Below are 25,148 nucleotides of genomic sequence, written 5' to 3'. Positions count from 1 at the left end.
AAGTGACTGTATCTGAGACGCAAGATCCTGCTCCATCGCCGGGGTTGCTTCGCACACCGGGCATGATCGGTGTCCTGATCATGGCGGCAGCAGCTTTCGGTGGCTGGTCGTTGCTGTTGCCGGTGGTGCCGTTGCTGGTTGCGCAGTCCGGCGGATCGGATGCGCTTGCCGGATCGGTGACCGGTGTCTTCATGGCGGCCACGGTCTTGACGCAACTGCTCGTGCCTCGGTTGTTGCGGACGCAGGGCTACCGGCGCGTGCTGGCGGTCGGGTGTCTGCTCCTCGGTCCACCGTCGTTGGTGCTGTTGATCTCGGCCGACGCCGGCCCTGTCCTGGCGGTTTCCGCGGTGCGTGGTATCGGTTTCGGCATGCTGACGGTGGCCGGCAGTGCACTGGTGGCGGAGTTGGCGCCCAAACGAATTCTGGGCCGTGCCACCGGTGCTCAGGGAATCGCGATCGCAGCGTCACAAATGGCGGGGCTTCCGCTGGGGCTTGCGATCATGGAACGGTGGTCGGCGACACCGGTGTTCGTCCTCGGTGCGCTGATCCCGGCGCTCGCGCTGGTGGCCATTGCCGGGTTGCCGAAGATCTTCGCCCAGCCGACCGGGGAATCCGTTCGACTGAGTGTGTTCGCCGTCTTGGTTCCGGTGCTCGCTCTGGCGTGTGTGTCCGCCTCGTTCGGCGGATTGTCGTCTCTACTGCCGATCGCAATCTCGGAGCGTGCGGCCGTTGCTGGAGTGGTGTTGGCGACCGCCAGTGGGTCGATGTTGGTCGGCCGGTACTCGGCGGGACTGATCGCCGATCGTCTCGGCAGTGGTCGGACACTCGCGCCGGCATTGGCGTCGTCGACCATCGGATTGGTGCTGTTCGCGATCAACGTCGACGGCGGGTCGACGCCGGTCTTGTTCTGCGCGGCGGTCCTTTTCGGGCTGGGGTTCGGGGCGGTGCAGAACGAGTCCTTGGTCATGGCGTTTCAGGCTGCCGGCCCGAGGCAACTCGGATCCGCCAGCGCGATCTGGAACATCGGCTACGACGCCGGCACCGGAATCGGTGCACTGGCGTTGGGATTCGTGGCCACGACTGCCGGCTATGCGTGGGTCTTCGCGGTCTCTGCGGTCGTTGTCGCTCTGCTCCCGGCACTGGCCGCAGGCGGCAAAGTGATCGGCAGCAGGGTTGCCCGATAGAGTTGGGGCATGAGCGCTTCCACGATTGCTGTACTCGATTACGGCTCCGGCAACCTGCATTCGGCTACTCGCGCACTGGCGCGCACCGGGGCGCAGGTGGAGGTGACCAACGACATGAAGGTTGCACTGGCGGCCGACGGTCTCGTGGTGCCCGGCGTCGGCGCGTTCGCGGCCTGCATGGAAGGTCTGCGTGCAGTGCAGGGTGACCGAATCATCGGCAGACGCCTGGCCGGTGGCCGACCGGTGCTGGGCATCTGCGTCGGCATGCAGATTCTGTTCGACCGGGGAGTCGAATTCGGTGTCGAGGCGGAGGGCTGTGGCGAATGGCCCGGCACCGTCGAGAGGCTGCAAGCAGAGGTTTTGCCGCACATGGGCTGGAACACCGTGGAGGCGCCGGAGTCCAGCACCCTGTTCAAGGGCATAGACGCCGATACCCGCTTCTACTTCGTCCACTCCTACGGTGTGCAGAGTTGGGAGCTCGCGCCGTCCGAGCACATTGCACCCCCGAAGCTGACATGGGCCGATCACGGCGGAAAGTTTCTCGCTGCCGTCGAGAACGGTGCGTTGTCGGCAACGCAGTTCCACCCCGAGAAATCCGGTGACGCAGGCGCCGAGTTGCTGAGCAACTGGGTGCAGAGTTTGTGACCGGGGGATCCGGACCGAACCGCGGTGACGATTTCTCTCTCGCCCGTCTGGCGTTGTTCTCGCTCGGCGCCGCTGTGGCTGCGCTGGCGGTCGCAACCGTCGTCATCGTTGTTCTCAAACCATCGCCGGGCGTCGGCCTCGTGATCGGTCTCGTGGGGGTCGTCGCTGCGATTGCGGCAATGGGTGTCGTATCCAAGCGGATGACCCGAAAAGCGTTCGGTGACCCGGAAGACGGTTCGAGGTCCTGACCTACTAGGGTTACCGCACGTGAGCCTGGTCCTTTTGCCTGCTGTAGATGTCGTCAACGGTGAAGCTGTTCGCCTCGTGCAAGGAGAGGCGGGAAGTGAGACCGGTTACGGGTCGCCCCGCGACGCTGCTCTTGCGTGGCAGAACGACGGTGCCGAATGGGTGCATCTTGTCGACCTCGACGCTGCTTTCGGGCGTGGGTCCAACAGTGAACTGTTGGCCGGCGTCATCGGCGACCTGACGGTCAAGGTGGAACTGTCCGGTGGAATCCGCGACGACGCTTCACTGGAAGCCGCACTGGCCACCGGCTGTGCTCGCGTGAATCTCGGTACTGCCGCTATCGAGGATCCCGAGTGGTGTGCGCGTGCATTGGCCAAGTACGGCGACAAGATCGCTGTCGGCCTCGATGTTCGTCTCGTCGACGGTCAGTACCGCACCCGTGGTCGCGGCTGGGTCACCGACGGCGGCGATCTGTGGGAGACCCTCGCGCGTCTGGACCGTGACGGCTGCACTCGTTACGTCGTCACCGACGTCTCCAAGGACGGCACACTCACCGGTCCCAATCTCGAACTTCTCAGCCAGGTCTGCGCGGTCACCGACGCGCACGTCGTCGCCTCCGGTGGTGTGTCGACCATCGAGGATCTACTCGCCATTTCCAGCCTGGTTGATCAGGGTGTCGAGGGCGCGATCGTGGGCAAGGCATTGTATGCCGGTCGCTTCACTCTCCCCGAAGCACTGGCAGCAGTTTCCGGATAGATTTTCCAGATGACTCCGACGCGTGACCTCGACGAACTTCTCGCGATTGCGGGTCGGCTTCTCGACGGCGTCCACGATCAGTTCGTCTCCGGTGTCGGCGCCCCGAGTGCGGTCCGCAAGGGCTGGGGTGATTTTGCCACCGAGGTCGATCTTGCGCTCGAGAAGCGGTTGACCGCGGAGTTGTTCGAGCAGACCGGCATCGAGGTGCACGGCGAGGAATTCGGTGGTCCCGACGTCGGTTCCGGGCTCGTCTGGGTTCTCGACCCCGTTGACGGAACTTTCAACTACTCGGCCGGATTGCCCACTGCCGGAACGCTGTTGGCGCTTCTCGACGACGGTGTCCCGGTGCTCGGATTGACCTGGCTTCCATTGATCGGTCACACGTACGCGACTCGCGCCGGCGGTCCGTTGTTGGTCAATGGAATCGCCGTACCGCCGCTGGAGCCAACCGATCTGGCGTCGTCGATCGTCGGCTTGGGTGCGCTCAACGTCAACAGTCGAGGGCGGATCCCCGGCAGTTTCCGTCTCGACCTCCTCGCCGAGATCAGCAAGGTGTCCTCGCGGATCCGGATACACGGTTCAACCGGAGTCGATCTGGCCTTCACCGCGGCCGGCATCCTGGGCGGTGCGATCGTCTACGGCCGCAACGCGTGGGACAACGCGGCCGGGGTCGCGCTCGTTCGCGGTGCGGGCGGGGTGGTCACCGACCTGGCCGGCCGCCCGTGGACCGTAGAATCGGAGTCGGTGCTCGCTGCCGCTCCGGGCATCCACGGTGAGATTCTCGATATCCTCAACGCGCTCGGTGATCCGCGCGCTTCGTCCTCAGGAGGACCACAGTCATGACCCTCGCAGTTCGTGTGATTCCGTGCCTCGACGTCGACGCCGGGCGAGTGGTCAAGGGTGTCAATTTCGAGAATCTTCGCGACGCCGGAGATCCGGTGGAACTCGCGGCAGCGTACGACGCTCAGGGCGCCGACGAACTGACCTTCCTGGACGTGACCGCCTCCACGTCGGATCGCGGCACGATGCTCGACGTCGTAAGTCGCACTGCCGAGCAGGTTTTCATTCCTCTGACCGTCGGCGGTGGAGTGCGCACGGTCGCGGATGTCGATCGTCTGCTGCGTGCCGGTGCCGACAAGGTCAGCGTCAACACCGCGGCGATTGCGCGCCCGGAACTGCTGAAGGAACTGAGTGAGCGTTTCGGCTCGCAGTGCATCGTCCTCTCGGTCGATGCCCGCACCGTTCCCCAGGGGCAGCCGGACACACCGTCGGGGTGGGAGGTCACCACGCACGGGGGCAAGCGCGGCACCGGGATCGACGCTGTCGAGTGGGCCGAGCGTGGTGCAGAGTTGGGAGTGGGGGAGATCCTGCTCAACTCGATGGATGCCGACGGCACCAAAGCGGGCTTCGACCTTCTGATGATCCGCGCTGTCCGTGCAGCGGTCCACGTACCGGTGATCGCCAGTGGCGGTGCCGGCCTGGTCGAGCACTTCGCCCCGGCTGTCGAAGCGGGCGCGGACGCAGTTCTCGCAGCAAGTGTCTTCCACTTCGGCGATCTGAGCATCCCGGAGGTCAAGGATGCGATGCGTGCCGAGGGAATCGTCGTTCGCTAGGCGTTCTCGGCGCGGATTCCGTCGAACATGAGGCGGCTGATGGCTTGGTTCAACGCCGTGCAGTCGACGGACGAACCGGCTCGCAATCCTTGAATCGCACTTGCCAGCATCATGCCGTTGACGGCGTGGGCAGTGTTGTCGACATCGAGGTCGGCGCGTAGATAGCCGCATTCGACTCCGTGGTGCAGGTACGCCGCGGTCAACGAAGCCGACTGGTCGAGTAGATCGAGCATCCGGCCCGTCAGATCGGCGTCGACGCCCGTCGTCTCGAACAGCAGAACCCGCGGGATGCGGGGGTCGTCGAAGAAGATGCGGGGGAGCGCCTCGGCGATCCGTCCCACCTGGGCGCGGTACTCGTCCAGTGTGCTGGCGGCGTCGGGAGCATTCTCGGTGGCCAGTGCGCTGATGATCTTTGCGACGAGGTCGTCGATGACGTGATCGATGATGTCGCGCTTGTTCTCGAAGTACCGGTAGAAGGTCCCGTGGCCGATTCCGAGAGTTGTTGCGATGTCGGCAATTCCGGTTGCGTGATAGCCGCGCTGGGCGAAGCACTCGAATGATGCGTCGATGATCTCGCGGCGCAATTCCGCCTTTTTTCGTTCCGCTCTGGTCATGGCCTTCGTCACATCAGGAATGATACCGTTCTCAATAACGGAATGACGTGTCAGTTTCTGATGTGCAGTTTTTCTGATGTGCAGTTCACGAGAGGGATTCTTCGATGGCAGTGCAGTACGACGCAGTTGTGGTGGGGGCGGGCTTCGGCGGAATGGGTGCGGCCATTCAACTCAAGCGGCTGGGCCTGAACAACCTGGCGATCCTCGAGCGCGAGGACGATCTGGGTGGAACCTGGCACGTCAACCGCTATCCCGGTCTGGCTGTCGACATCGCGTCGGTCACCTACTCGTATTCGTTCGAGCCCAATCCGAACTGGTCCAGGCTTTTCGCACCGGGCGCGGAACTGAAGAAGTACGCCGATCACGTCGCGGACAAGTACGATCTGCGGAAGCACATGACGTTCGGTGCCGTGGTCAACGGAGCCCGCTGGGACGAGGATTCCTCGCACTGGGTCGTATCCGTCGAAGGCGCGCCGGACATCACTGCCAAGTACCTCCTGACTGCGACGGGTTTCCTCTCGCAACCGCATCGGCCCGACATCTCCGGTATCGACGACTTCGCCGGCAAGATCATCCACACCACGGCCTGGGACGATTCCTACGATCTGTCCGGCACCAAGACCGCAATCATCGGAACCGGCGCCACCGCTGTGCAGTTGATTCCCGAGGTGGCGCGTCAGGCCGCAGAGTTGACCGTCTACCAACGCACCCCGATCTGGGTGGTTCCCAAGATCGACGTCCCCATTCCGAATGCAGTGCAGAAGCTGTTCTCGCGTATTCCGCTCACCCAGCGAATCGCGCGCGCTGTCAGTTCGTCGATCCTAGAAATGATCATGGTCAGCGCGGTCCTGCACTACAAGCAGGTCAAACTGTTGAACAAGGGTGCGGCGGCCGCATCACGTGCGTTTCTGCGGTCCCAGGTCAGCGACGCCAGCCTTCGCAAACAACTCACACCGGACTACGACTTCGGGTGCAAGCGTCCCACATTTTCCAACAGCTACTTCCGTACGTTCACCAAGGACAACGTGCATCTCGAAACGACGCCGATCGACCACATCGCTGCCGACGGAATCGTCACCGCCGACGGTCGCAAGACCGAGATCGACACCTTGGTGCTGGCAACGGGATTCAACCTCTGGGATGTGAATTTTCCAGCCATCGAGGTTATCGGTCGAGAGGGACGAAACCTCGGTAAGTGGTGGCGCGACAACCGTTTCCAGGCCTACGAAGGGGTCGCGGTTCCGTATTTCCCCAATTTCCTCACGCTCGCCAGTCCGTACTCGTACAGCGGGTTGTCCTACTTCACGACGATCGAATCCCAGATGCAGCACATGGATCGACTGTTCGGCGAGGTGAAACGGCGCGGCGCGGAAACATTCGAGGTCACCGAAACTGCCAACGCCGAGTTTCTCGACCGGATGACCGAGAACCTGGCGGACTCCGTCTTCTACGGCGGTAGTTGCCAGACTGCACGAAGCTATTACTTCAATCAGCACGGCGAGGCTGCGATTCTGCGGCCCACGTCTACACGGAATGCGTTCGTCGAAGCGAAACGCTTTCCGCTCGAGGACTATTCGATCATCTAGGCGGGCTTGTCCCGCGTTCGGCTATCTTGCCGAGCTGACTCCGATCGGAACCGATATCACGGGATAACGGTTCTGCCGGTTCAGTCGGGAAGTGACCGAGATGTGCATCAGTCGGCTCACCGCGGAGGCAGCGCCTTTTCGCGGAGATCCGATCACGATGGTAAATGCGTCGTATTTGTCCGCGGTTGCGAGAATGACACCGGCCGGGTCTCCATAGGTGCAGTCGTACGTCCAGGTGTCGGCGTGCGAGGCAAGTGCCGAGGTTGTCTGCTCGCGTTGCGACACCATCTCGTCGTGCAGACGCGTTTCGAATTCTGGTGAGTCGGTTTCGACAGGTAGGTCCTCTGACGTGATGCAGTGAACGACGTGGAGGGCTGAATCCTCCTTGGCGGCAAGCGTCAGTGCGTAGCTGAGTACATTCTTGCTGGTAGCACCTGGGCCGATGCCGAGAACGACGTGGCGGGTTCGGACGCGATCGGTACTCGGGTTCGCGAGATGGCAGATGTACTCCGGGTGCGGACCGTCATGATGCTGATGGTTCATGTCGGATCTTCTTCCAGAGCGAGAAGCGAAGGAACTTCCATTCTAGGGCGGCCGTGCAGGGGAATTCCACGGAAGTCACAGGTGGAAGGTATAAACGTCATATGAGTCTTGATCCCGCAATCGCGGCGAAGCTGAAGCGAAACGACGCCGGACTGTTCAGCGCGGTTGCGCAGGAGAAGTCGACCGGTGATGTGCTGATGGTCGCGTGGATGGACGACGAAGCGCTCGCGCGAACACTGGAAACCCGTAAGGGGACGTACTATTCGCGCTCGCGGCAGCAGTACTGGGTCAAGGGTGAGACGTCGGGGCACACCCAGTACGTCCACGAGGTGCGACTCGACTGTGACGGCGATTCCGTCTTGCTGATCGTCGATCAGGAGGGCGCCGCGTGCCACACCGGCACTCACACGTGTTTCGACACCGACGTCCTGCTCGCTGCTGAGCAGTGACGCGAGATGGCCACTGACAAGACTCCACAACCGCTCGATTACTCGTTCACCGCTCCCATCGAGAAAGACGGTGCGTTCGCAACGTTCTTGACCGTGCCCGGCTCGGCGGAACTTCTGGGAACCAGACGCGCTGTGAAGGTGGTCGGAACCCTCGATGGTGAGCATCCCTTCGAGGCGACGCTGATGCCCTCCGGCGACGGACCTCACTGGCTTCCGCTGCGCGTGGCGCTGTGCAAGGCGATCGGCAAGAGCGCCGCTGGAGAAGAGGTAGCGGTACATCTACAGCAGCGACTGAGCTGAAAGTTTCGCTCGAACCGAGGAGTCTCATGGTCGACAAAGCAGTTGATTCGTTGCAGTTGGTGGCGCGAGAACTGGGCCCGTTCGGCGGAGACGAGGGGAAAACGCGCATGCTGCGCATGTCGCGGACTCTCGCGGCACCAATAGGCACGGTCTGGGCGGCGATCACCGAGTTCGACCGCATTCGCCAATGGTTCATGCCGGTCGCGGGAGAAGCCATGATCGGCGGCCACTATCAGCTCGAGGGCAACGCCGGCGGCGAGATTTTGGCGTGCGAAGCTCCTCGAACTCTTCGCATCACCTGGGAATATGGCGGCGATGTGAGCTATGTGACTGTAAATCTCGCCGAAAAGGGCAGTGGTGCAACGCTGTTCGATTTCGAACATGCCGCGGACGTGGAGCCGGATCGGTGGGCCGAGTACGGTCCAGGTGCCGTCGGCGTCGGGTGGGACATGGGACTGCTCGGGCTGGCTCGACACGTGGAACTGGGGATCGCGACGCCACTCGAGACACCCGAGTGGTCGGCGAGCGACGAGGCCAAGGCATTCATCGCGGGAAGCAGTGAACTGTGGGCCGAAGCTGCGATCGCATCGGGCGACGACCCGGATGCGGCTGCAGCCGCCGCGGCTCGCACGACCGCTGATACACCGGGTAGATCACCTCTACGAGGACTAACATCGGATTAGTCTGGTTGTTGCGGGACTTCCGCGCCACGAGCGGAGACGACGATGGTGTATCGGCTCATCGAAGTAGTAACGGTGTTCGTTCACTTCGGGTTTGTCCTCTATGTGGTGCTGGGTGGATTCGTGGCGTGGAAGTGGCGTCGTACCATCGGTTTCCACCTTCTTGCAGTCGTCTGGGGAGTCGGTTCGATAGCGGTCGGATACGACTGCCCGCTGACCAATCTCGAGAACTGGGCCCGCCGGATGGCCGGTATCGCGGAGTTGCCGTCCACCGGATTCATCTCGCACTACATCACCGGCGTGTTCTATCCGGCGAGTATCGAAGGCCTTGTACAGGCGCTCGCGGCGACAGTGGTTGTCGGATCCTGGGTAGGATACGTGCTGCTCGGACGGCATGCGAAGGGTGAGGTCAAAGCCTCTTCAGCGACCTGATTCCGTACAAACGATCCCAGCCGTTTCCGAATGGAAACGACTGGGAGGTGCTACCAGGATTTACGCGCGAGTCAGGGCTACCACCGGGATTGTGCGGATCCCAGCGGTCTTCTCCGCGTATTCGGCAAATCCCGGGTATCGACTGGCCTGCTCGTCGTAGATGCGGTCACGCTTCTCGCCGGTTACTTCGCTGACGGAGACCGGGTATGTTTCGGTGCCGATCTCGACCTCTGCCTGGTCGGTGGCAACGAGGTTGTAGTACCAGTCGGGATTGGTCGGGGCACCGGCCTTGGATGCAAAAACGTAGATGGTCTTCGGATCCTGCTCGTCTGCCAGATACATCATGGGACTCACGAAATCGCGTCCGGATTTGCGTCCTGTGTGGTGGACCAACACCATGGGCGCACCTTCGAAGGGGCCACCTACCTTGCCCTCGTTCTCCCGAAATTCCGCAATGATTCCTGCGTTCCAATCGTCGGTACTCATCGTTGTCTCCCGGTCTGCGAGTGGCGAAGGGCTCTGCCGCCAAGCTTTGCACAACTGGTGAATCGACGAGAGGTCATCTTCGGCGTCCAGCATGATCTACTATCTACGTATGAACGCAGATAGTGGTGTTTGTCGCCGTAAGCTTCCCGATGATCAAGTCGACCTCGTCGTCGAGGTGTTCCGCATGCTGGCCGACGCAACCCGTGTGCAGGTTTTGTGGGCATTGGTAGACCGCGAGTGCTCGGTGAACGAACTGGCGGAACGCGTCGGCAAGCCGGCGCCCTCGGTGTCGCAGCACCTGGCGAAATTGCGCATGGCAAGGTTGGTACGAACGCGCCGCGATGGTACGACGGTGTTCTATCGCCTGGAGAACGACCATGTGCGCCAACTGGTTACGGACGCGGTCTTCAATGCGGAGCATGCCGGACCCGGATTGCCGGGGCATCACCGTAGTGAAGGTGAACTTCGGGAGATACACCCGGAGCGCTCGGCGAACGTCGATCGGACCGATCAAGAAGAAGGTGCGTCGTGACGCACGAACCCAAGACGTCCCACGGCCACGGCCACGGCCACCGCCATGTCCACGGGCCGAAGGGATTTCGATCGGCAGTCCGCGAAGTGTTCTCGCCGCACAGTCACGACGCTGCCGACAGTGTCGACGACGCATTGGAATCGAGCGTAATCGGCATCCGGGCGGTCAAGATCAGTCTTGTTGCGCTCGGAGTCACCGCAGTTGCTCAGGTCGCGATCGTGGCGATCTCGGGTTCGGTGGCGCTGCTGGCGGACACCATTCACAACTTCTCCGACGCGCTCACGGCAGTCCCACTCTGGATTGCCTTCGCGCTCGGTCGGCGCGCTGCGACCAGGCGCTATACCTATGGTTTCGGGCGTGCGGAGGATTTGGCCGGACTGTTCGTGCTCGCCATGATCGCACTGTCGGCAGTGATCGCCGGTGTCGAGGCGGTGAGGCGATTGATCAACCCGGTCGAGATCGAGCACCTCGGTTGGGTAGCGGCGGCAGGTTTGATCGGTTTCATCGGAAACGAATTGGTGGCGTTGTATCGGATCAGGGTCGGCAGGCAAATCGGTTCAGCGGCCCTGGTGGCCGATGGATTGCATGCTCGGACCGACGGATTCACTTCGCTCGCAGTCCTTCTGGGGGCGGGGGGAGTTGCGCTGGGTTTCCCGTTGGCAGATCCGATCATCGGCCTTGTCATCACCGTTGCCATCGTGGCGGTGCTCAGGACTGCAGCGCGAGACGTCTTCCGGAGGTTGATGGACGGCGTCGAACCTGAGTTGGTGGACGACGCAGAGCATGCATTGATGCACGAACCTGGAGTCCTCGGTGTTCGTGATCTGAAGATGCGGTGGATCGGACACCGACTGCATGCCGATGCAGAACTCGACATCGATCCCCGGGCAACACTTGCCGAAGCTCATGCGATTGCACACAGCGCCGAGCATTCGCTCACTCACGCGGTGCCCAAACTCGCTACTGCCTTGGTGCATGCGTACCCGGCGCATGACGCGGCCAACTCCGAAGTCTGATACCGGCCGCCTTCCCGGTGATCTGTGCTTGATGTCAAGCGCAGGCGGCTTCCCAGGCGAAACCGTCTGGGTCTGTGAAGGTTTCAGACGCGCCGGCAACGGTCAGACGGTGTGATCCGGTGCCTTCCGGAGCAACCCCGGCATCCTTTGCCAAAGCGCGGCGACCATACAGTGCGAGTGTCACATTGTTTGCTGCACTGGTGAATTCGACGTACTTGCGACCGAAGCTCTTGGACACCTCGAGTCCGCGGTCGAGGTAGAACTGCTTGCTGGCCTTGACGTCTTCGGCGCCGAGCAGCAGCACGAGGCTGTCGATCGTGCGGGTGGCCGGCCCGTCGTTCTTCTTCGACGACGTGGCGATCTTCCAGATCGAACCGTCTGGAGCCTGGACGACTCCGCCGTATCCCCAGAGGGATTTCTTGACAGGCTTCAAGACGGCGGCACCGGCTGCGAGTGCGGCGCCGACGAAGGCGTCGACGATGTTCGGTTGGGAGACGACGAGCGAAATGGTGTACCCACGAAACCCGGTTGTCGGTTCGTTCGATTCGCGTAGCTGGATTCGATCTCCGACGCCGAGAGCGTTGTAGAAGGCTTCGGCTGCGACGAGGTCGGGTACGTCGAGGATCACGGATTGCGCGGTGGTCATCTGGGCGCTCCCTGCTGATGCGTGGATTGACGACGTGTGGTCGGAAGTGGACTTCTGTGGTGTGTTCATGTGTTTCAACGTAATTGCGGGTCCCGTGGCTGTGCTTCTCGATTTCTGATCGGTTTGCTGAGACTGCTTGCAAGGTGAAGCGCTCGAGCGGGCACTAGGTGGGCAATTTGTCGTGAATGTACTGTTCAGCCGATGTTTTCTCGATAGGCTGATGAGCGCTGATCGGACGTATCTCACGCCACCATGGAACGGGGAAACCAGTGATCGCACTGCGAGGAAAGTCGTTAGCCGCAGCAGTAGTGGTGTCCATGACGATGGCGTTGGCCGCGTGTACGTCCGCTGAATCGGCGCCCGAGGTGGGCGCGAACTACGGCTCGGACGGAACCGCCGTCGACTACCGGGAGCCGGTGAAACTGAGTAGCCGAGATGGTGTTCTCGAGGTGCGCTTGTCCGCTCATCAGGGAGTGATTCCGCTCGATACCGCTTCGGCGCCCGTGTCGAATTTTCTGCTCTTCGGGTACGAGGTCATCCGCGGTACGGCGTCGGACGGATCGACCTCGGCGAGTGACGTCTATCCGGCGCCGACTCTCCGCGTCAATCCCGGAGAGCGATTGATCATTCATTACGACAACGATTTGCAGGATCTCACGATCCAGGACTTCTACGATCCGGCATTCACACCTGCGGGCGGGGGCGTGCCGATCTATCCGCCGGCGCTGACGTCGGCTCCGCTGAATCTGCACACGCACGGAGTGCACGTGAGTCCGGACGGCAATGCGGACAACGTGTTGCTCAACATTCCAGCCGGCCAGGGAAACGTGTACGACTACGCGATTCCGGGGACGATGCCGAACGGTCTGTACTGGTATCACAGTCACCGGCACACCCTCACCGCCCAGCAGACGTACATGGGCCTGGCCGGGCTACTGGAAATCGGCCGGCCGGACGGCAATCTGCCTGTCGTGACGGCAAACGACGTTCCGATTCGCGATATGGCATTGCAGTACAACTTCGTATTCGACCGCAAAGGAAAGGGCCGACAGCTCAACGACGCGAACTGGCCCCAATTCGTCAGTACGTTGACGCCACCCGCCGGTACGGAACTAGCCGACGGGACGTACCGTCCGAGCCTTGCTCCGGTGAATTTCTCGGACACCACCGAGGGCGCGCAGTATTTCACCAACTGGTACACCGGACCGTTGTCCCCGGCCAATCATCGTGGACAGAATCAATTCGTTCCAGGCAATCTGCAGAGCTTCGTGGGTGAATCGACGACTGTACCGGCCGATCCTTCACTGCCGGACAACCAACGCGATGTGCAGTACACCGTGAACGGTCAGTTCCAGCCGTCGCTGAAACTGAAGCCGGGGCAGACCGAGATCTGGGTGCTTGCCAACATCAGCGACTTTGCCTACATGCCGGTCACGTTGACGGAAACCGCAACCGGCGCCCATCCGAAGTTCGCCATCGCAGGGCAGGACGGAAACCCGTTCGACGAGGTCAGGCCACCCGTGGACGGGGACGGAACCAGGCTGGTGATTCCGCCGGCCTCGCGATACGCAATCGCAGTGACGATGCCGGAGTCCGGCGATCTGGTGCTGGAGATGCCACCGCTCGAAGGTGCGAAGCCGGTGAGCAATCCAGGCATTCTCTACACCAACAACGGTACCGACAATCCGCCCGCCGAACTCGGAACCGTCACCGTCGACCCGTCGGTGATCAGTTACGCGGACGGATTCTTCACGTTCCCGACTCAGCAGTTGATCCGTGCGACGCCAGACGAGGGTGAAGGAAAGACGACTCCCTTCGAGTTCGGACAGAAGCTCGATACCTACACCTCGTTCGTGGATACCGCAGCGATGACGCCCGACGTGACCCGCAATCTCACAGTGTCCGGTGGGTTCGGAAACGAGAAGGCCAGCAACAGCGATCCGAAGGCCTTCACCTACGAATTCGCCGACAACACGTTCCCCAACATTCCGCTGATTCAACCGCGACTGAATTCCGTTGAGGAATGGAAGATCACGAACCTCAACAACGACGAACACCCGATGCATATTCACGTCAACGACTTCCAGGTAACGGAAGTTGTGGATCCCGTCGCAGGTACCACGACGGGCGTTCAGCCCTGGGGAATCGACAACGTGAACGTGCCGGCGCCGGTGACGGACGAGAACGAGAATGCGCTGGAACCAGCATCGGTGACGTTGCGGACGAAGTTCACCGAGTACACCGGAACCTTTGTGATTCACTGCCACCGACTCAATCACGAGGACAACGGTTTGATGGCGACTGTCAACGTGATTCCCGAGGTATCGACATATGCCGTCGCGATACCTGGTTCGGCCGGCGTGCCCGCCAAGGTGCAGATATTCGATGCCAACGGCGACAAACTGATCACTGCTGTGACGCCCTTCCCGTCGTTCGAAGGCACCCCGAGTGTTGCGATGGCGGACGTGAACGGAGACATGGTGCTTGATCTGGTCGCTGGAACAGGTGCAGGCTCGGCTCCGGAAGTGGTGGCGTACAACGCAGTCGGCGGCGTGCCGTTCACCGACGAGTTGGCAAGATTTGCCCCCTTCGATGTGGGTTTTCGTGGCGGAGTGAACATCGGCGGCGTCGATATCGACGGAAACGCACTGGCGGACAACATCATCGTTGCCTCGGGCCCAGGGATGGAGTCGCAGGTCAAGATTTACTCCACCGACCTTCCGGCGGACAAGAGGTCCGCACCCGCAGAATTCGGTTCGTTCTCGCCGTACCCGGGATCGAGTAGCGGAGTCACGTTCGCAACCGGAATGGTTGACAGTCACTCCGGTCGAGCGAGCATCGTGACCGCACCGGGTGCGGGCGAGGAGCCGTTGATCAAGACGTTCCGCTACGACCTGTACGAACCGACGGCGGCTGCGCAGGGCGGCTCCGATGAACACGCAGGTCATACGGCTGGTCCTGTAATGACGTCGCAGTTCTTGGCATTCGATCAGGGCTACCGCGACGGGGTGTCTCTGTCGACGGGTTGGGTGGCCGGCGCCGAGGGCGGCGCAAAGTCGATAGTGGCAGGCATGCTCGGAGGAGAAGGATCAATCCGCGTCTTCTCGAGTGGATCCAGGCTCGACGGTGCACCCGAGATGTACCTCGAGAGTCCAGATCACCATTCGACGGACGTGGCATTTCGGGAGGTTGCAGCTTTCGACCCGTTCACCGCTCCAGAGTCGGGTGTGGGAGTGGCCACGACGAGCACGACTACCGGCGCGGATCTCCTCGTCAGCGGCAGCAACGGAACGGGTGCCGAAGTTCGGAAATTCACTCTCGGTCGTGCCGATCCGTCTGCGACCACATTGACACCGACGCTTGTGGGAACGCTGCCGCCCTATCCCGTCGGCGGGGGAGTTCTGCCGCTCGGCGGCCGATGATCCGGTTTTGAGAGTTGCTGAAAGTAGTTTCATGTCAACGTGTCTCGAGCCTTCCTGTTCTCGAAGTTGTCCGTTTTGTCTCTGGTTATCGAAAGTGTGTTCGATTAAACTTTCGGTATGGACAGTCGGGGAGCGTGGCAGCTGGATGGTGAGGGCCTCAAGGGTGAGGTTCTGGATCTGGTGCGTGTCCGGCACGAGTTGCAGTCGCGGATGGTGTTGTTGATCGTGGAGATGTTTTCCCGGGAGGTTCTCGGCGGGAGAGGTTTTCGGGCGATCGCGCAGTGGTTGCATGGTTCGACGAATTTGGAGATCGGTGAGTGCAGTCTGTTGGTCGGGTTGGCGCGGTTGTTGATGCTCGAGCCTGTTGTGGGCGATGCGTTTCACCGTGGTGACGTGGATGCGTTGAAGGCGCGGCAGGTGGCGTCGTTTTGTCAGCATCCGCCGAAGAACATGACCCTGGCGGATGTGGACAAGGCTCGCGGGATTCTGTTGGGGTTGGCGTCGAAGAACATTGCCGATTGTGATGCGGTGCGGGCGGCGATTCGGCGGATCGAGAAGCAGTACGGCAAGCGTGAGGACGGCGTTCCGGTGGGTGAGGATTCGGAGCGTAACGAGTTCTACGCCTCGAAAGGTTTGTACGGGCGTGTGACCGTGAAGGGTGATCTGGATGCGGTGAACGGGGCCCGTCTGATCACGTTGTTGTCGAGTCTGTCTGCGCCGACGCCGGAGAAGGACGGCGTCAAGGACACGCGTACTCCGGCGCTGCGGCGGGCGGATGGGTTTTGCGAGTTGTTGCGCCGGTACGAGCGGGCGGGGTTGGGTCCGGTCGAGGGCGGGGTGAAACCGCACATCACGGTCACCGCCAGCGCAAAAGACATGACAGACCTCAAGGCGTTGAAAGACCTCTTGCCGTCCACTGAGGAGTTGGGTTTCGCGTGGGCGGATTGGGTGGGCCCGATCAGTATCGATACCGCGCGGATGTTGGCGTGCGACTGCACGGTCACCCGGATCTTGTTGGACGAGAGTGGTGTTCCGCTCGACTGCGGTAAGGAAGCGCGAACAGCGACGGTTCCGCAGCGGCGGGCTCTTGCGGTTCGTGATGGTGGGTGTGCGTTTCCGGGGTGCGGGACTCCGTCGGGGTGGTGCGATGCCCATCATATTGTTCACTGGGGTGATGGTGGCCCAACGGATCTCGATAATCTGGTCTTGTTGTGTGGTCATCATCATCGGACGCTGCATCACACCGAGTGGCGGGTCGAGATCGGACCGGATCGGAAATCGGTGTTCTATCCACCGATGTCGATCGATCCGTTCCAGCAGCCGATCGGCGGGAACAGCCCACCAACGGCCGCGTGAACGGACATAACTGAAAATGCCAGCGTATGCACCGGGGAAGAATCATGCCCCGTTGCATGCGCTGGCTTTTCGTGTTCCGGAGAGTTCAGGGCAGCGACCAGAACTGAGTAGTCACGAGGTAGAAGACGATAACCCAGAACAAGGTCACAGCGGCGACGATTGCCACCCCTTGTGCGTTGGTTTTTGCGACAGGAATCCCCGGAGGCGGACGCAGCCAACGGCGCAGGAGTCGATTCACGTAGTACGGCATCGTGAAGAAACTCATGATGAAGCTCGACAGCAGATTGCCGATCAACAATCCGAGCCAGAGTGGCAGCTTCAGCGGTGACAGCGCCAAAGTAAGCAAGACGACAGTCGGGTAGAGACCGACCCAGACCGCGATCGAGGTTTTTGTCTCCGAAGGTGGAGGGGCCTCGTTTCCGTTCTCGTCGAAGGCAAACCAACTGCCGAACGAATTGTCCACGGTTCGCAGTTCGAAGTCGTGAAACTTGCGGCCCTCGGCGAGGAGTTGTTGTCGCTCAGGGGAAGTCAGCCACGTATCGAGGTGGGCAGCGTTGTCGAAGCGATACAGCAGGGTCCATTCATCCTGCACACCGTCGACTGGGCGAAACAGTTCGGTGCCGCGGAATCCGTCGAAAGCACTCTCCACCTCCCGAAGGCGATCCTGCCAGGCAAGGAACTCGTCGATGCTGTCGTCACCGACTCGGTGCGTCACTACGACGGTCAGCAGTGGGTCCGGAGGCCTGATCCCACCGCTCACTACCTGCTGCGTGGCCGGGCCGTCGAAGTACTGACGCCCGCTGTCGAGGTAGTTCTGCCTCGTCGCGCTGTTGATCCACGCTTGAACATGAGCGATGGAGTCGAAGCGGTACACGATCACCCAATCGGGTTGGGTGGGCGTCGGAGCCGCGATTTCTGCCCCGAGGAAGCCCGCGTAATCTGCGGCGGCTCGGTTGAGATCTTTCTGCCAGACCTCGAATTCTTTCTCCAGTCCGGCACGCACCCGCTGGCCGATGATGACCGTCGCCACGCTGTCTGCCGACGTGTTCGCGGTCATCGGTTCAAGCCTGAGTAGATGCGTTCCGGGGTGAGCGGTAGTGACCGGAATCGTGACCCGGTTGCATCCTGCAGTGCGTTCGCCAATGCAGGGGCAACCGGATTGATGCAGCACTCCGCCATGCCCTTGGAGCGGAGTGGGCCGACGGAGTCTGATGACTCGACGAGGATCACCTCCGTGCGTGGGATATCTGCATATGTCGGGATCCGGTAGTTACGTAGATTCGGGTTCATCATCGCGCCGTTTGCGTCTACGTGGAAGTTCTCGGTGAGTGCGAAGCCGATGCCCTGGGCGACGCCACCTTCGATCTGTCCCCGCACCTGCGCTGGATTGATGATAACCCCAGCGTCGGTGGCTTGGACGCTGTAGAGAATGCGGATCTCGCCTGTGATGCGATGGACGGCAATCCGGAAGCCATGAGTGTTGGACACCACGCTGCGCGGAGATCCGTATGCCTTCCGCGCCTCGGTGAATCGGATCCCGCGCGGGCGTGCGGCCTCGAGTATCTCTTGCAGTGTTAATCGAGTACTACCGCAGACGATCTTGTCGTCGTCCATCGAGCACTGGTCAATCGACACGCCGGTGTGGTGCGCGGCGAAGGCAAGTAGGCGATCGCGGAGCGCATTCGACGCGCGAAGTACCGCGTTCCCAGCGACAAACAGGCCGGCGCTGGCGAAAGCGCCTGTGTCGAAACCGGTTCGGTCGGTGTCCGACTGAATGATTCGTACACGTGACGGTGTTGTGCCCAGCTGATTCGCGGCGATCTGCACGTGGGCGGTAGAAGTACCCTCACCGAATTCGACTGTGCCGATGGCAAGTTCGTATACACAGTCTTCGCCGAGGGTGAGCCAAGCCTCGGAAATGTGCTCGGTGGGTGGCGCGGTCTCGTGTAGCGAACTGGCAGTGCCGGTGCCGATCAGCCAATCCGCTCCGAGCGAGGGAACCGGTTGGCGCTTCAACGCGGCGTCGATCAGATCTATGCATTGCCCCAGTCCGTCTTCGGTGAAGATCACGTCGTCTGGGCCGTCTTCGAGTGCGACGAGCGAATCGCCCGGTCGGACGATATTGCGTCGACGCAGTTCGAGCGGATCCATGTCCAGCGCGATGGCCAATTCGGTCATGGCCGATTCCACGGCGAAAGCGGGCTGAGTCATGCCGTACCCACGTAGAGCGCCGCTCGGAACATTGTTGGTGTACACGGAATACGCATCGAACTTCTTGTTGGCGCAGCGGTAGAGCGAGACCGCCGCGCCGCCGGCAAAGAGTGTCTCTCCACCGTGGTTTCCGTACGCACCGGTGTTCGAGATGTTTCGGTACTGAAATGCCGTGAGGGTTCCGTCAGACTTGGCACCGAGCTTGATCGTGAGCTTCATCGGATGACGCGGCGACGCGGTGGTGAACTCTTCTTCTCGGGTGAATTCGAGGCAGACGGGACGACCGGTGTCGAGGGTGGCGAGCGCCACCAGATCCTCGCTGATCACTTCCTGTTTTCCTCCGAACCCGCCGCCCACGCGTTTGCAGAACACGCGTAGCTGATCCGGGCGGAGGTCGAAGAGATGGGCGAGTTTGACCTTGGCGATGGAGGGGGACTGCGAACTTGTGCGAACGTGAAGGCGTCCGTCTTCCATCCAGGAGATCGAACCGTGCGTCTCGAGGTGCGCATGCTGAACCCGCGGCGAGAAGTAGGTGCCTTCGTGGATGACGTCGGCCTCGGCGAACCCGGCCTCGACGTCGCCCACATGACCGTGAAGTTCGAGCAGGATGTTGTGCTCGGGATCCCGAACAAAGGGATCGTCGGATCCGTGCAGGGCTGGAGCGCCGTCGGCCATGGCCTCTTCCGGATCGAACACGGAAGGCAGGATCTCGTAATCGACCTTCACCTTCCGACGGCCTTCTTCCGCAGCGACGACGGAGTCGGCGAGGACGGCCACTACACGCTGACCCACGAACCGCACGACGTTGTCGAGAATGTAGGTGTCGTCCGGATCGACAAGGTGATCGGTATGAATTGCCGTGGTGAAGAGCTTGCGCGGCACGTCTTTCCAGGTGTAGACGCGATGGACACCGGGGACAGCGAGCGCCTCGGTGGTGTCGATGGAAGTGATGCGTGCATGTGCGTGCGGCGAGTGCAGCACTTTCAGGTGCAGCATGCCGTCGATGGCGGTGTCCATAGTGTATTCGGCTCGGCCGGTCACCACGTCGGTGGCCGCCGGCGCCCCGACGCTGGTTCCGACGGCCTGTCCCGGGAGGGCAACTTCGACAGCACCGACACCGTTGACCGCGTCTTCGATGGATCGGTAACCGGTGCAGCGGCACAGGTTTCCCTTGAGCGCTCGCGGCAAGTCTTCTTTCTGCGCGTCGGTGAGCGCCGCCGAGGTCATGATCATCCCGGCGGTGCAGAACCCACACTGAAAGCCGGGTGCATCCCGGAACTGCTGCTGAATCGGATGGAGATCTTCGGGCGTGCCGAGTCCCTCGATCGTGGTTACCGCGCGACCGTCGGCGCGAAAGGCGGGCGTGATGCAGCTGTGTATCGGTGTTCCGTCGAGCCACACTGTGCACGCCCCGCAATCCCCGCCGTCGCACCCCTTCTTCACCCCGTGGTGTCCGAGGTGCCGAAGAAACGTCCGGAGACACTGTCCCGGGAACGGCTCCTCGTGGAACTGCTGGTCGTTCACCGTGTAGCTCATGACTGGCTCCCCGTGAGTTCGTTTCGGAGCTCGTTGGCGTAGTGGCGGGCGAGGTGGAGGCGGTGGTCGGGGGTTCCGTTGGGATCGTCGAACCAACTGTCGGCCGAAATGGAGTCGACGGCTCGTCGCAGAGAATGCTCGTCCGGCATGGTGTCGAACGTCAGCCGGATCGGATGGGTGGTGCCGGCGGTGATGGTGAGGTGAAAGTCGTCGGCGCCAGGAGTCTGCGTCGCGATCATGAAGATCGTCGAACGGCCGAGGTGCGTGAGACTGAAGCGGCGGTGGGCGTGCCGTTTGGTGAGTGAGTGCACCGGGAACTCGATGCTCCGAAGGACTTCGCCCGGCTCCAGGACATTCTGGTGGTCACCGGTCACGAAGTCGCACGCGTCGACGGTCCTCACTGTTCCGTCGGTTGCCCATAGTGTCAACGAAGCCTCGAGTGCAACTGCCAGGGTGATCATCGGTCCGGCCGGAAGCGACATACAGATGTTGCCGCCTACGGTTGCCGAATTCCACACCTTGAAGGAAGAGAGGAAGTACTCGCAGCTGACGCGAATAAGTGGACTCGCACGCCAATTGTCCGGCGGGACAAACGCATACAGTTCGGCAACGGTGCACGTGGCCCCGACACCGAAATGAGTCGCGCCGACCTCCAGTGATGTCCAGCCGAGCGCGTTGAGGTCGACGAGTCGACGGGTGTCGGGTTGTTCCGCTGAGAACAGCCACGTTCCTCCCGCGAGCCAGGCGTCGCCGGGACGCCACACGTCCCCTGGGCGATCCGGTGGTCGGCGTATCACGTCGGTAATGGTGGTGATGTCCATGCGCCTGCTCCCCTCGGGGGATGTGTCTTCTCGGAGTGGGACATTACCGAGGTGACGAGACGCATTCACACTTTTAGTACATATCGGGCACGCGAAACATGAGCGATACGTACGTGACATCGACTGGTGGGGCGGTGCATGCGCTTGCCGATTCTGGGTACGACTGCTTGAGAGGCGCGATCAGCCTCTTGCTTTCGCGCTGTTGATTCGGACGCGGCTACGCACTCGGCGGCCGCGGAGATCATGCGGGGCGGGGCGCTGTGAAACCCTTCGAGGTAAGTCGGACCGACCCTTCTGATGAGACGCTCTTTCCGCTCTCGGCCGCCCAACGGGCAACCTGGTTCGCTCAGCAATTCGATCCCGAAGTCCCGATTCTGATAGCGCACTACGTGGAGCTGCGCGGCGAACTCGACGTCGAACTGCTGGATCGCGAAACGCGAGCGGTGGCATACGAGTTTCAATCTCCTTTGCTCAAAGTGATCGAGATCGACGGTCAACCGATGCAGTACGTGGACGAGACATCTGAGATCACCGTCCGTCTTGTCGACCTCCGTGGGTCCCCCGATCCGATCGAGGATGCCCTCGGGTGGATGCGCCGAGATTGCCGGACGCAGCTCGACCTGGCAGTCGACGGAATCGTCGCGACCGCTGTGCTGCGCGTCGGGGACGCGCACTATCTGTGGTACAGCCGCATCCATCATGTTGCGCTCGACGGTTTCGGTGCCATGACCATGATGAACCGCATTGCGCATCGGTACTCGGCCTCGGCGGCGAGAAAGGACTCGCAGCCGAGTCGTGCCGCGACGCTGCGCACGCTGTACGACATCGACGAGCGGTACAGAATGTCGGATCGATTTGCCGCCGACCGGGAGTACTGGGCTGAGCGCAATACCACCCTCGCTGGATCCAGCCTGGCGGAGGCTTCTGGGCCCGCGCAAACCGAGAGCCGACTCGAAAGCACACTGATGTCGGACCGAAGTTGTGCCCTTCTCTACGAATCCGAGAACCACGCTGCACCGGTCATCGCTGCGCTCGCGTTGTACCTCGCGCGGATGACGGCGAAAGAGACTGTCCAGATTCATGTTCCGATGTCCGGACGGACTACGGCGGTGCTGCGGGACTCGGGCGGCATGATGGTGAACGTCACGCCACTGCTCATCCGTGTCGCAGCGGTCGACACCGTCGGTGAACTGTTCGCCCAGGTCCAACATGAGCTCATGGGTGCATTGCGGCACCAGCGCTGCAGCCTCGACGACATCCGTCGGGACGCAGGCGTGACGAGCGGTCTGGAAGGCGAAGACTCATATGCCGGGCCCATGGTCAACGTCATGCTGTTTCGCCAGGAGGTGCAGTTGGGCGAGGTGGTTGGTGAGTATCACATCGTCACCTCCGGGCCGGTGGAAGACCTTCTGGTCAACGTGTATCCGAGCGGCGACAGGCTGCGTGTCGACTTCCGGGCAAACCCGATCCGATACGAGGAGGCGGGTTTACGCGAGCACCACCGGAACTTTGTCGGCTTGCTGGAAGAGTTGATCGCGTCTGATTCCGGTGCCGAACTCGCAGACATTCACGGCCCGACGGCCCGAGAGGGCGAGCGACGACAACGCGAAGTCCGGCACCTCGAGTATTGGAGACATGAGCTCGCCGGGGCGCCCGAACTTTTGCAACTTCCCTTCGATCGACCCAGGCCTGCAACGCAATCGCTGGACAGTGCACAGGTTGAGGTCCTGATCGCCACCGACACCCACGCGCGGATCACGGCGATGGCGAGTGATCTCGGGACGGACACTCGTGCGGTCTTACATGCGAGCTTTGCTCTCCTGGTGAGCCGGTTGTCCGGTGCTTCGGATGTTGTGATCGGTACGCCCGCGGGATCCGACGCGAGCATCGTCGCCATCCGGAGTCGCATCGATCTGGAGACGCCGTTCACGGCACTCTTGGGCAGTGTCGTCGAGGTCCGAAGTAATGCGCTGCCGCACAGTGGGATACGGCTCGAGCAGTTGGTTCAGCCATTGCACGTGGAGGATGTACCCGCCTATGCGCCGGTTGTACAGGTGATGTTCGAGTCCGTCGCCGGCGCTGACGAGCACCCTCGCGACATCGGCCGCTTCGATCTCGGAGTGTCTGCAGTCGAGACTTTCGACGAGGTGGGTACGCCGTCCGGAATCTCGGTGAGGCTCGCGTTTGCCACCGATCTATTCGACGCCGAGACGGTACGCGGCCTCGGTTTGCGGCTCGCGTGCGTCCTGGAATCCGTCACAGCGGATCCGGCAATCATGGTCGGCGACATCGATATCTTGTCCGACGACGAGCGATCCGCGATACGGCCTGTCCGCGGTGACCCGCGCGCTTCGCATCGCACCCTGGCCGATTTGTTCGACGGTGCGGCGCGCACACACCCCGACGGCGTGGCCCTGTCGTATCTCGATGCCGAGTTGACGTATCGAGAACTCGACGAGCGTTCGTCGAAGTTGGCCCGAGTCTTGATCGACCGCGGCATCGGTCCGGAAAACAGTGTGGCGCTGGGTTTGACGCGTTCGATCGAATCGGTTGTCGCGATGTTGGCGGTGACCAAAGCCGGCGCGGCATTCGTGCCGGTGGATCCGACCTATCCGGGTGAACGTGTTCGCTTCATGCTGACCGATTCCGGCGCCGTACTGGGGCTCACGGTCGTTTCCGAACTTCATCGTTTGCCGGATTCGATTTCCTGGATAGCAATCGACGACGCTGAGTTCCGTGGCCGACTTGCACGGTTGTCCGTGCGCTCCATCTCCGATGTCGATCGGGTGCACCCGATCCGGCCCGACAGTCCTGCATACGTGATCTACACGTCCGGATCCACCGGACTCCCCAAGGGGGTGACGGTCTCGCATCGTGGACTGGAAGCGCTTGCTGCCGAACAGCGTTCGCGGTTCGGTGCGACCCAGGATGCGCGAACGCTGCACTTCTCGACCCCGAGTTTCGACGCCTCGATTTTCGAATACCTGCTGGCTTTCGGTGCCGGAGCGACCATGGTGATTGCACCGAGCACGATCTACGGCGGTGACGAGCTGTCTCACTTCCTCGAATCCCAGCGTGTCACGCATGGTTTTGTCACTACTGCGGCGCTCGGAACAGTTTCTCCCGAGGGCCTTTCGGACTTCGGCGAAGTGGTGGTCGGTGGTGAGGCCTGTCCGCCGGATCTCGTGCAGCGGTGGGCTCCCGGCCGACGGCTGTGCAATGCGTACGGGCCGACCGAGACCACCGTCATGTCGAACATCGGCGAGCCGATGGTGTCGTCGGAGAACATCACAGTGGGCGGTCCGCTCCGCGGCTTCGAGGAGATCGTGCTCGATCAGCGATTGCACCCCGTCCCCGACGGTGTTGTGGGCGAACTGTACATCTCGGGAGACGCGCTCGCACGTGGATATCACCGGAAGTATGCGTTGACCGCAGAACGATTCGTGGCAGACCCCTTCGGCCTCCCCGGGCAGCGGATGTATCGAACGGGGGATTTGGTGCGGTGGCGCCGTGGCCGTGGACTCGAGTACGTCGGTCGTAGTGACTTCCAGGTGAAAGTTCGCGGATTTCGTATCGAACTCGGGGAAATCGACAGCGTCGTGCGGTCGTGTCCGCAGGTCGAGAATGCAGTCACCGTGGCGCGTGCGGCTCCCTCCGGGACAGCGATGATCACCACGTACGTCGTGCCTGCCGGCGGAAGTGCGCTCTCGACGGCCGAGCTGACGCGGTACGTCGCGAGCCGTGTTCCGTCGTACATGGTTCCTGCGGCATTTGTTCTACTCGACGAGTTGCCGGTAACTCCGGCGGGAAAGGTCGATCGCGCTGCGTTACCGGCACCTCGGCTCGATGCTCGGTCGGACGACTTTCGACCGCCCGAGGGCGCTGAGGAACTAGTGCTCGCCGAGATTTTTGCCGATGTTCTAGGCGTCGAGACGGTGGGTGCGGGTGACGACTTCTTCGATCTGGGCGGGAACTCACTGATTGCCACGAAGCTGATCGCTCGCGTAAATGCCGCTGAAGAAATCGATTTCGGGGTGCGGACTTTGTTCGAAGCACCGACTATCGAATCATTGG

General features: G+C 61.8%; 22 protein-coding genes and 1 pseudogene. 16 read left to right on the top strand and 7 right to left on the bottom strand.

Translation table 11 applies throughout. The features are described from left to right. The first annotated feature begins 62 nt into the window (after positions 1-62). From ATN37_RS04880 to hisF, 6 genes are read left to right on the top strand one after another with little or no spacing between them, the layout of a single operon-like run. Complete coding sequence (locus ATN37_RS04880) at positions 63-1,184, top strand: MFS transporter (protein ID WP_042923080.1); 1,122 nt, start codon at positions 63-65, stop codon at positions 1,182-1,184. Between the two features lie 9 nt (positions 1,185-1,193). Continuing rightward, positions 1,194-1,829: an imidazole glycerol phosphate synthase subunit HisH gene (gene hisH, locus ATN37_RS04875; protein WP_003942389.1), complete on the top strand. Its 636-nt coding sequence runs from the start codon at positions 1,194-1,196 to the stop codon at positions 1,827-1,829. Beyond that, complete coding sequence (locus ATN37_RS04870) at positions 1,826-2,077, top strand: hypothetical protein (protein WP_042449550.1); 252 nt, start codon at positions 1,826-1,828, stop codon at positions 2,075-2,077. The genes hisH and ATN37_RS04870 overlap by 4 nt, the downstream gene beginning before the upstream one ends. Positions 2,078-2,096: 19 nt before the next feature. After that, entirely contained in the window at positions 2,097-2,831 is a 735-nt protein-coding gene (priA, locus tag ATN37_RS04865; RefSeq protein ID WP_003942371.1) for a bifunctional 1-(5-phosphoribosyl)-5-((5-phosphoribosylamino)methylideneamino)imidazole-4-carboxamide isomerase/phosphoribosylanthranilate isomerase PriA, read from the top strand. Positions 2,832-2,840: 9 nt separating this feature from the next. Then, positions 2,841-3,674, top strand: a complete 834-nt coding sequence (locus tag ATN37_RS04860) for an inositol monophosphatase family protein (protein ID WP_003942414.1) — start codon at positions 2,841-2,843, stop codon at positions 3,672-3,674. Then, positions 3,671-4,444 carry an imidazole glycerol phosphate synthase subunit HisF gene (gene hisF / locus ATN37_RS04855; protein ID WP_003942380.1) on the top strand — a complete coding sequence of 258 codons (774 nt, stop codon included), beginning with the start codon at positions 3,671-3,673 and terminating at the stop codon, positions 4,442-4,444. The genes ATN37_RS04860 and hisF overlap by 4 nt, the downstream gene beginning before the upstream one ends. On the opposite strand, the gene ATN37_RS04850 is transcribed toward hisF, so the two are convergent. Beyond that, complete coding sequence (locus ATN37_RS04850) at positions 4,441-5,058, bottom strand: TetR/AcrR family transcriptional regulator (protein WP_030537064.1); 618 nt, start codon at positions 5,056-5,058, stop codon at positions 4,441-4,443. The two genes, hisF and ATN37_RS04850, sit on opposite strands and share 4 nt — an antisense overlap. Before the next feature lie 104 nt (positions 5,059-5,162). Here ATN37_RS04850 and ATN37_RS04845 point away from each other — a divergent pair, with 104 nt between their 5' ends. Beyond that, positions 5,163-6,644: an NAD(P)/FAD-dependent oxidoreductase gene (locus ATN37_RS04845; protein WP_030537063.1), complete on the top strand. Its 1,482-nt coding sequence runs from the start codon at positions 5,163-5,165 to the stop codon at positions 6,642-6,644. A gap of 21 nt (positions 6,645-6,665) precedes the next feature. Here the strand turns inward: ATN37_RS04845 and ATN37_RS04840 are convergent, their stop codons facing one another. Then, positions 6,666-7,187: a universal stress protein gene (locus ATN37_RS04840; RefSeq protein ID WP_218694831.1), complete on the bottom strand. Its 522-nt coding sequence runs from the start codon at positions 7,185-7,187 to the stop codon at positions 6,666-6,668. A gap of 101 nt (positions 7,188-7,288) precedes the next feature. Between ATN37_RS04840 and hisI the strand changes: the two genes are divergently transcribed. The 4 genes from hisI to ATN37_RS04820 are packed head-to-tail and all read left to right on the top strand — an operon-like array spanning position 7,289 to position 9,048. Beyond that, positions 7,289-7,636: a phosphoribosyl-AMP cyclohydrolase gene (gene hisI, locus ATN37_RS04835; protein ID WP_003942390.1), complete on the top strand. Its 348-nt coding sequence runs from the start codon at positions 7,289-7,291 to the stop codon at positions 7,634-7,636. A 6-nt stretch (positions 7,637-7,642) separates the two neighbouring features. Further along, positions 7,643-7,936, top strand: coding sequence for a DUF1905 domain-containing protein (locus tag ATN37_RS04830; RefSeq protein WP_042952044.1), 294 nt, complete (start codon positions 7,643-7,645; stop codon positions 7,934-7,936). A 26-nt stretch (positions 7,937-7,962) separates the two neighbouring features. After that, positions 7,963-8,619 (top strand): SRPBCC family protein, encoded by a 657-nt coding sequence (locus ATN37_RS04825; RefSeq protein ID WP_063316107.1) that lies wholly within the window; start codon positions 7,963-7,965, stop codon positions 8,617-8,619. 42 nt (positions 8,620-8,661) lie between these two features. Next, the gene (locus ATN37_RS04820; RefSeq protein WP_030537060.1) at positions 8,662-9,048 is read left to right on the top strand and encodes a DUF2784 domain-containing protein; all 387 of its coding nucleotides are present in this window, start codon (positions 8,662-8,664) and stop codon (positions 9,046-9,048) included. Between the two features lie 60 nt (positions 9,049-9,108). Here ATN37_RS04820 and ATN37_RS04815 read toward each other — a convergent pair whose 3' ends face one another. Next, on the bottom strand, positions 9,109-9,534 hold the full coding sequence (locus ATN37_RS04815) for a nitroreductase/quinone reductase family protein (protein ID WP_029255500.1): 426 nt from the start codon (positions 9,532-9,534) through the stop codon (positions 9,109-9,111). A 109-nt stretch (positions 9,535-9,643) separates the two neighbouring features. Here ATN37_RS04815 and ATN37_RS04810 point away from each other — a divergent pair, with 109 nt between their 5' ends. Together ATN37_RS04810 and ATN37_RS04805 are read left to right on the top strand one after the other, a co-directional pair. Continuing rightward, positions 9,644-10,066: a metalloregulator ArsR/SmtB family transcription factor gene (locus ATN37_RS04810; RefSeq protein WP_003942406.1), complete on the top strand. Its 423-nt coding sequence runs from the start codon at positions 9,644-9,646 to the stop codon at positions 10,064-10,066. Continuing rightward, positions 10,063-11,082 (top strand): cation diffusion facilitator family transporter, encoded by a 1,020-nt coding sequence (locus tag ATN37_RS04805; protein ID WP_031331634.1) that lies wholly within the window; start codon positions 10,063-10,065, stop codon positions 11,080-11,082. The genes ATN37_RS04810 and ATN37_RS04805 overlap by 4 nt, the downstream gene beginning before the upstream one ends. A gap of 34 nt (positions 11,083-11,116) precedes the next feature. Here the strand turns inward: ATN37_RS04805 and ATN37_RS04800 are convergent, their stop codons facing one another. Continuing rightward, positions 11,117-11,728, bottom strand: a complete 612-nt coding sequence (locus ATN37_RS04800) for a hypothetical protein (protein ID WP_064689195.1) — start codon at positions 11,726-11,728, stop codon at positions 11,117-11,119. Positions 11,729-12,045: 317 nt separating this feature from the next. Between ATN37_RS04800 and ATN37_RS04795 the strand changes: the two genes are divergently transcribed. Continuing rightward, positions 12,046-15,150, top strand: coding sequence for a multicopper oxidase family protein (locus ATN37_RS04795; RefSeq protein ID WP_256933157.1), 3,105 nt, complete (start codon positions 12,046-12,048; stop codon positions 15,148-15,150). 117 nt (positions 15,151-15,267) lie between these two features. After that, positions 15,268-16,506 (top strand): HNH endonuclease signature motif containing protein, encoded by a 1,239-nt coding sequence (locus ATN37_RS04790; RefSeq protein WP_218694827.1) that lies wholly within the window; start codon positions 15,268-15,270, stop codon positions 16,504-16,506. 85 nt (positions 16,507-16,591) lie between these two features. On the opposite strand, the gene ATN37_RS04785 is transcribed toward ATN37_RS04790, so the two are convergent. Genes ATN37_RS04785 through ATN37_RS04775 form a run of 3 tightly spaced genes read right to left on the bottom strand, consistent with a single transcriptional unit; the run spans position 16,592 to position 21,074 of the window. Then, positions 16,592-17,563, bottom strand: a complete 972-nt coding sequence (locus tag ATN37_RS04785) for an antibiotic biosynthesis monooxygenase (RefSeq protein ID WP_064689198.1) — start codon at positions 17,561-17,563, stop codon at positions 16,592-16,594. Further along, positions 17,560-20,253 carry a molybdopterin-dependent oxidoreductase gene (locus tag ATN37_RS04780; RefSeq protein WP_218694826.1) on the bottom strand — a complete coding sequence of 898 codons (2,694 nt, stop codon included), beginning with the start codon at positions 20,251-20,253 and terminating at the stop codon, positions 17,560-17,562. Before ATN37_RS04780 ends, ATN37_RS04785 begins: the two co-directional genes overlap by 4 nt. Beyond that, entirely contained in the window at positions 20,250-21,074 is an 825-nt protein-coding gene (locus tag ATN37_RS04775) for a xanthine dehydrogenase family protein subunit M (RefSeq protein WP_218694825.1), read from the bottom strand. Before ATN37_RS04775 ends, ATN37_RS04780 begins: the two co-directional genes overlap by 4 nt. A 260-nt stretch (positions 21,075-21,334) precedes the next feature. Between ATN37_RS04775 and ATN37_RS33110 the strand changes: the two are divergent. Then, positions 21,335-25,147: pseudogene (locus tag ATN37_RS33110) on the top strand (amino acid adenylation domain-containing protein); the annotation flags it as partial. Position 25,148 lies beyond the last annotated feature (1 nt).

The organism is Rhodococcus sp. MH15 (genome assembly GCF_019266045.1).
Lineage (GTDB): Bacteria > Actinomycetota > Actinomycetes > Mycobacteriales > Mycobacteriaceae > Rhodococcus_F > Rhodococcus_F qingshengii.
The sequence above is the reverse complement of the archived record's forward strand: the minus strand, read 5'-3'. Positions and strand labels throughout refer to the sequence as shown.

Bases quoted from the DNA above. Each gene is read 5' to 3' on its own strand.
- hisH (WP_003942389.1), top strand. From the start codon at position 1,194: ATGAGCGCTTCCACGATTGCTGTACTCGATTACGGCTCCGGCAACCTG.
- ATN37_RS04845 (WP_030537063.1), top strand. From the start codon at position 5,163: ATGGCAGTGCAGTACGACGCAGTTGTGGTGGGGGCGGGCTTCGGCGGA.
- ATN37_RS04830 (WP_042952044.1), top strand. From the start codon at position 7,643: ATGGCCACTGACAAGACTCCACAACCGCTCGATTACTCGTTCACCGCT.
- ATN37_RS04795 (WP_256933157.1), top strand. From the start codon at position 12,046: ATGACGATGGCGTTGGCCGCGTGTACGTCCGCTGAATCGGCGCCCGAG.
- ATN37_RS04820 (WP_030537060.1), top strand. From the start codon at position 8,662: ATGGTGTATCGGCTCATCGAAGTAGTAACGGTGTTCGTTCACTTCGGG.
- ATN37_RS04775 (WP_218694825.1), bottom strand. From the start codon at position 21,074: ATGGACATCACCACCATTACCGACGTGATACGCCGACCACCGGATCGC.
- ATN37_RS04825 (WP_063316107.1), top strand. From the start codon at position 7,963: ATGGTCGACAAAGCAGTTGATTCGTTGCAGTTGGTGGCGCGAGAACTG.
- ATN37_RS04860 (WP_003942414.1), top strand. From the start codon at position 2,841: ATGACTCCGACGCGTGACCTCGACGAACTTCTCGCGATTGCGGGTCGG.
- ATN37_RS04880 (WP_042923080.1), top strand. From the start codon at position 63: ATGATCGGTGTCCTGATCATGGCGGCAGCAGCTTTCGGTGGCTGGTCG.
- ATN37_RS04780 (WP_218694826.1), bottom strand. From the start codon at position 20,253: ATGAGCTACACGGTGAACGACCAGCAGTTCCACGAGGAGCCGTTCCCG.
- ATN37_RS04785 (WP_064689198.1), bottom strand. From the start codon at position 17,563: ATGACCGCGAACACGTCGGCAGACAGCGTGGCGACGGTCATCATCGGC.
- ATN37_RS04850 (WP_030537064.1), bottom strand. From the start codon at position 5,058: ATGACCAGAGCGGAACGAAAAAAGGCGGAATTGCGCCGCGAGATCATC.
- ATN37_RS04790 (WP_218694827.1), top strand. From the start codon at position 15,268: ATGGACAGTCGGGGAGCGTGGCAGCTGGATGGTGAGGGCCTCAAGGGT.
- hisI (WP_003942390.1), top strand. From the start codon at position 7,289: ATGAGTCTTGATCCCGCAATCGCGGCGAAGCTGAAGCGAAACGACGCC.
- hisF (WP_003942380.1), top strand. From the start codon at position 3,671: ATGACCCTCGCAGTTCGTGTGATTCCGTGCCTCGACGTCGACGCCGGG.
- ATN37_RS04810 (WP_003942406.1), top strand. From the start codon at position 9,644: ATGAACGCAGATAGTGGTGTTTGTCGCCGTAAGCTTCCCGATGATCAA.
- ATN37_RS04800 (WP_064689195.1), bottom strand. From the start codon at position 11,728: ATGACCACCGCGCAATCCGTGATCCTCGACGTACCCGACCTCGTCGCA.
- ATN37_RS04815 (WP_029255500.1), bottom strand. From the start codon at position 9,534: ATGAGTACCGACGATTGGAACGCAGGAATCATTGCGGAATTTCGGGAG.
- ATN37_RS04840 (WP_218694831.1), bottom strand. From the start codon at position 7,187: ATGAACCATCAGCATCATGACGGTCCGCACCCGGAGTACATCTGCCAT.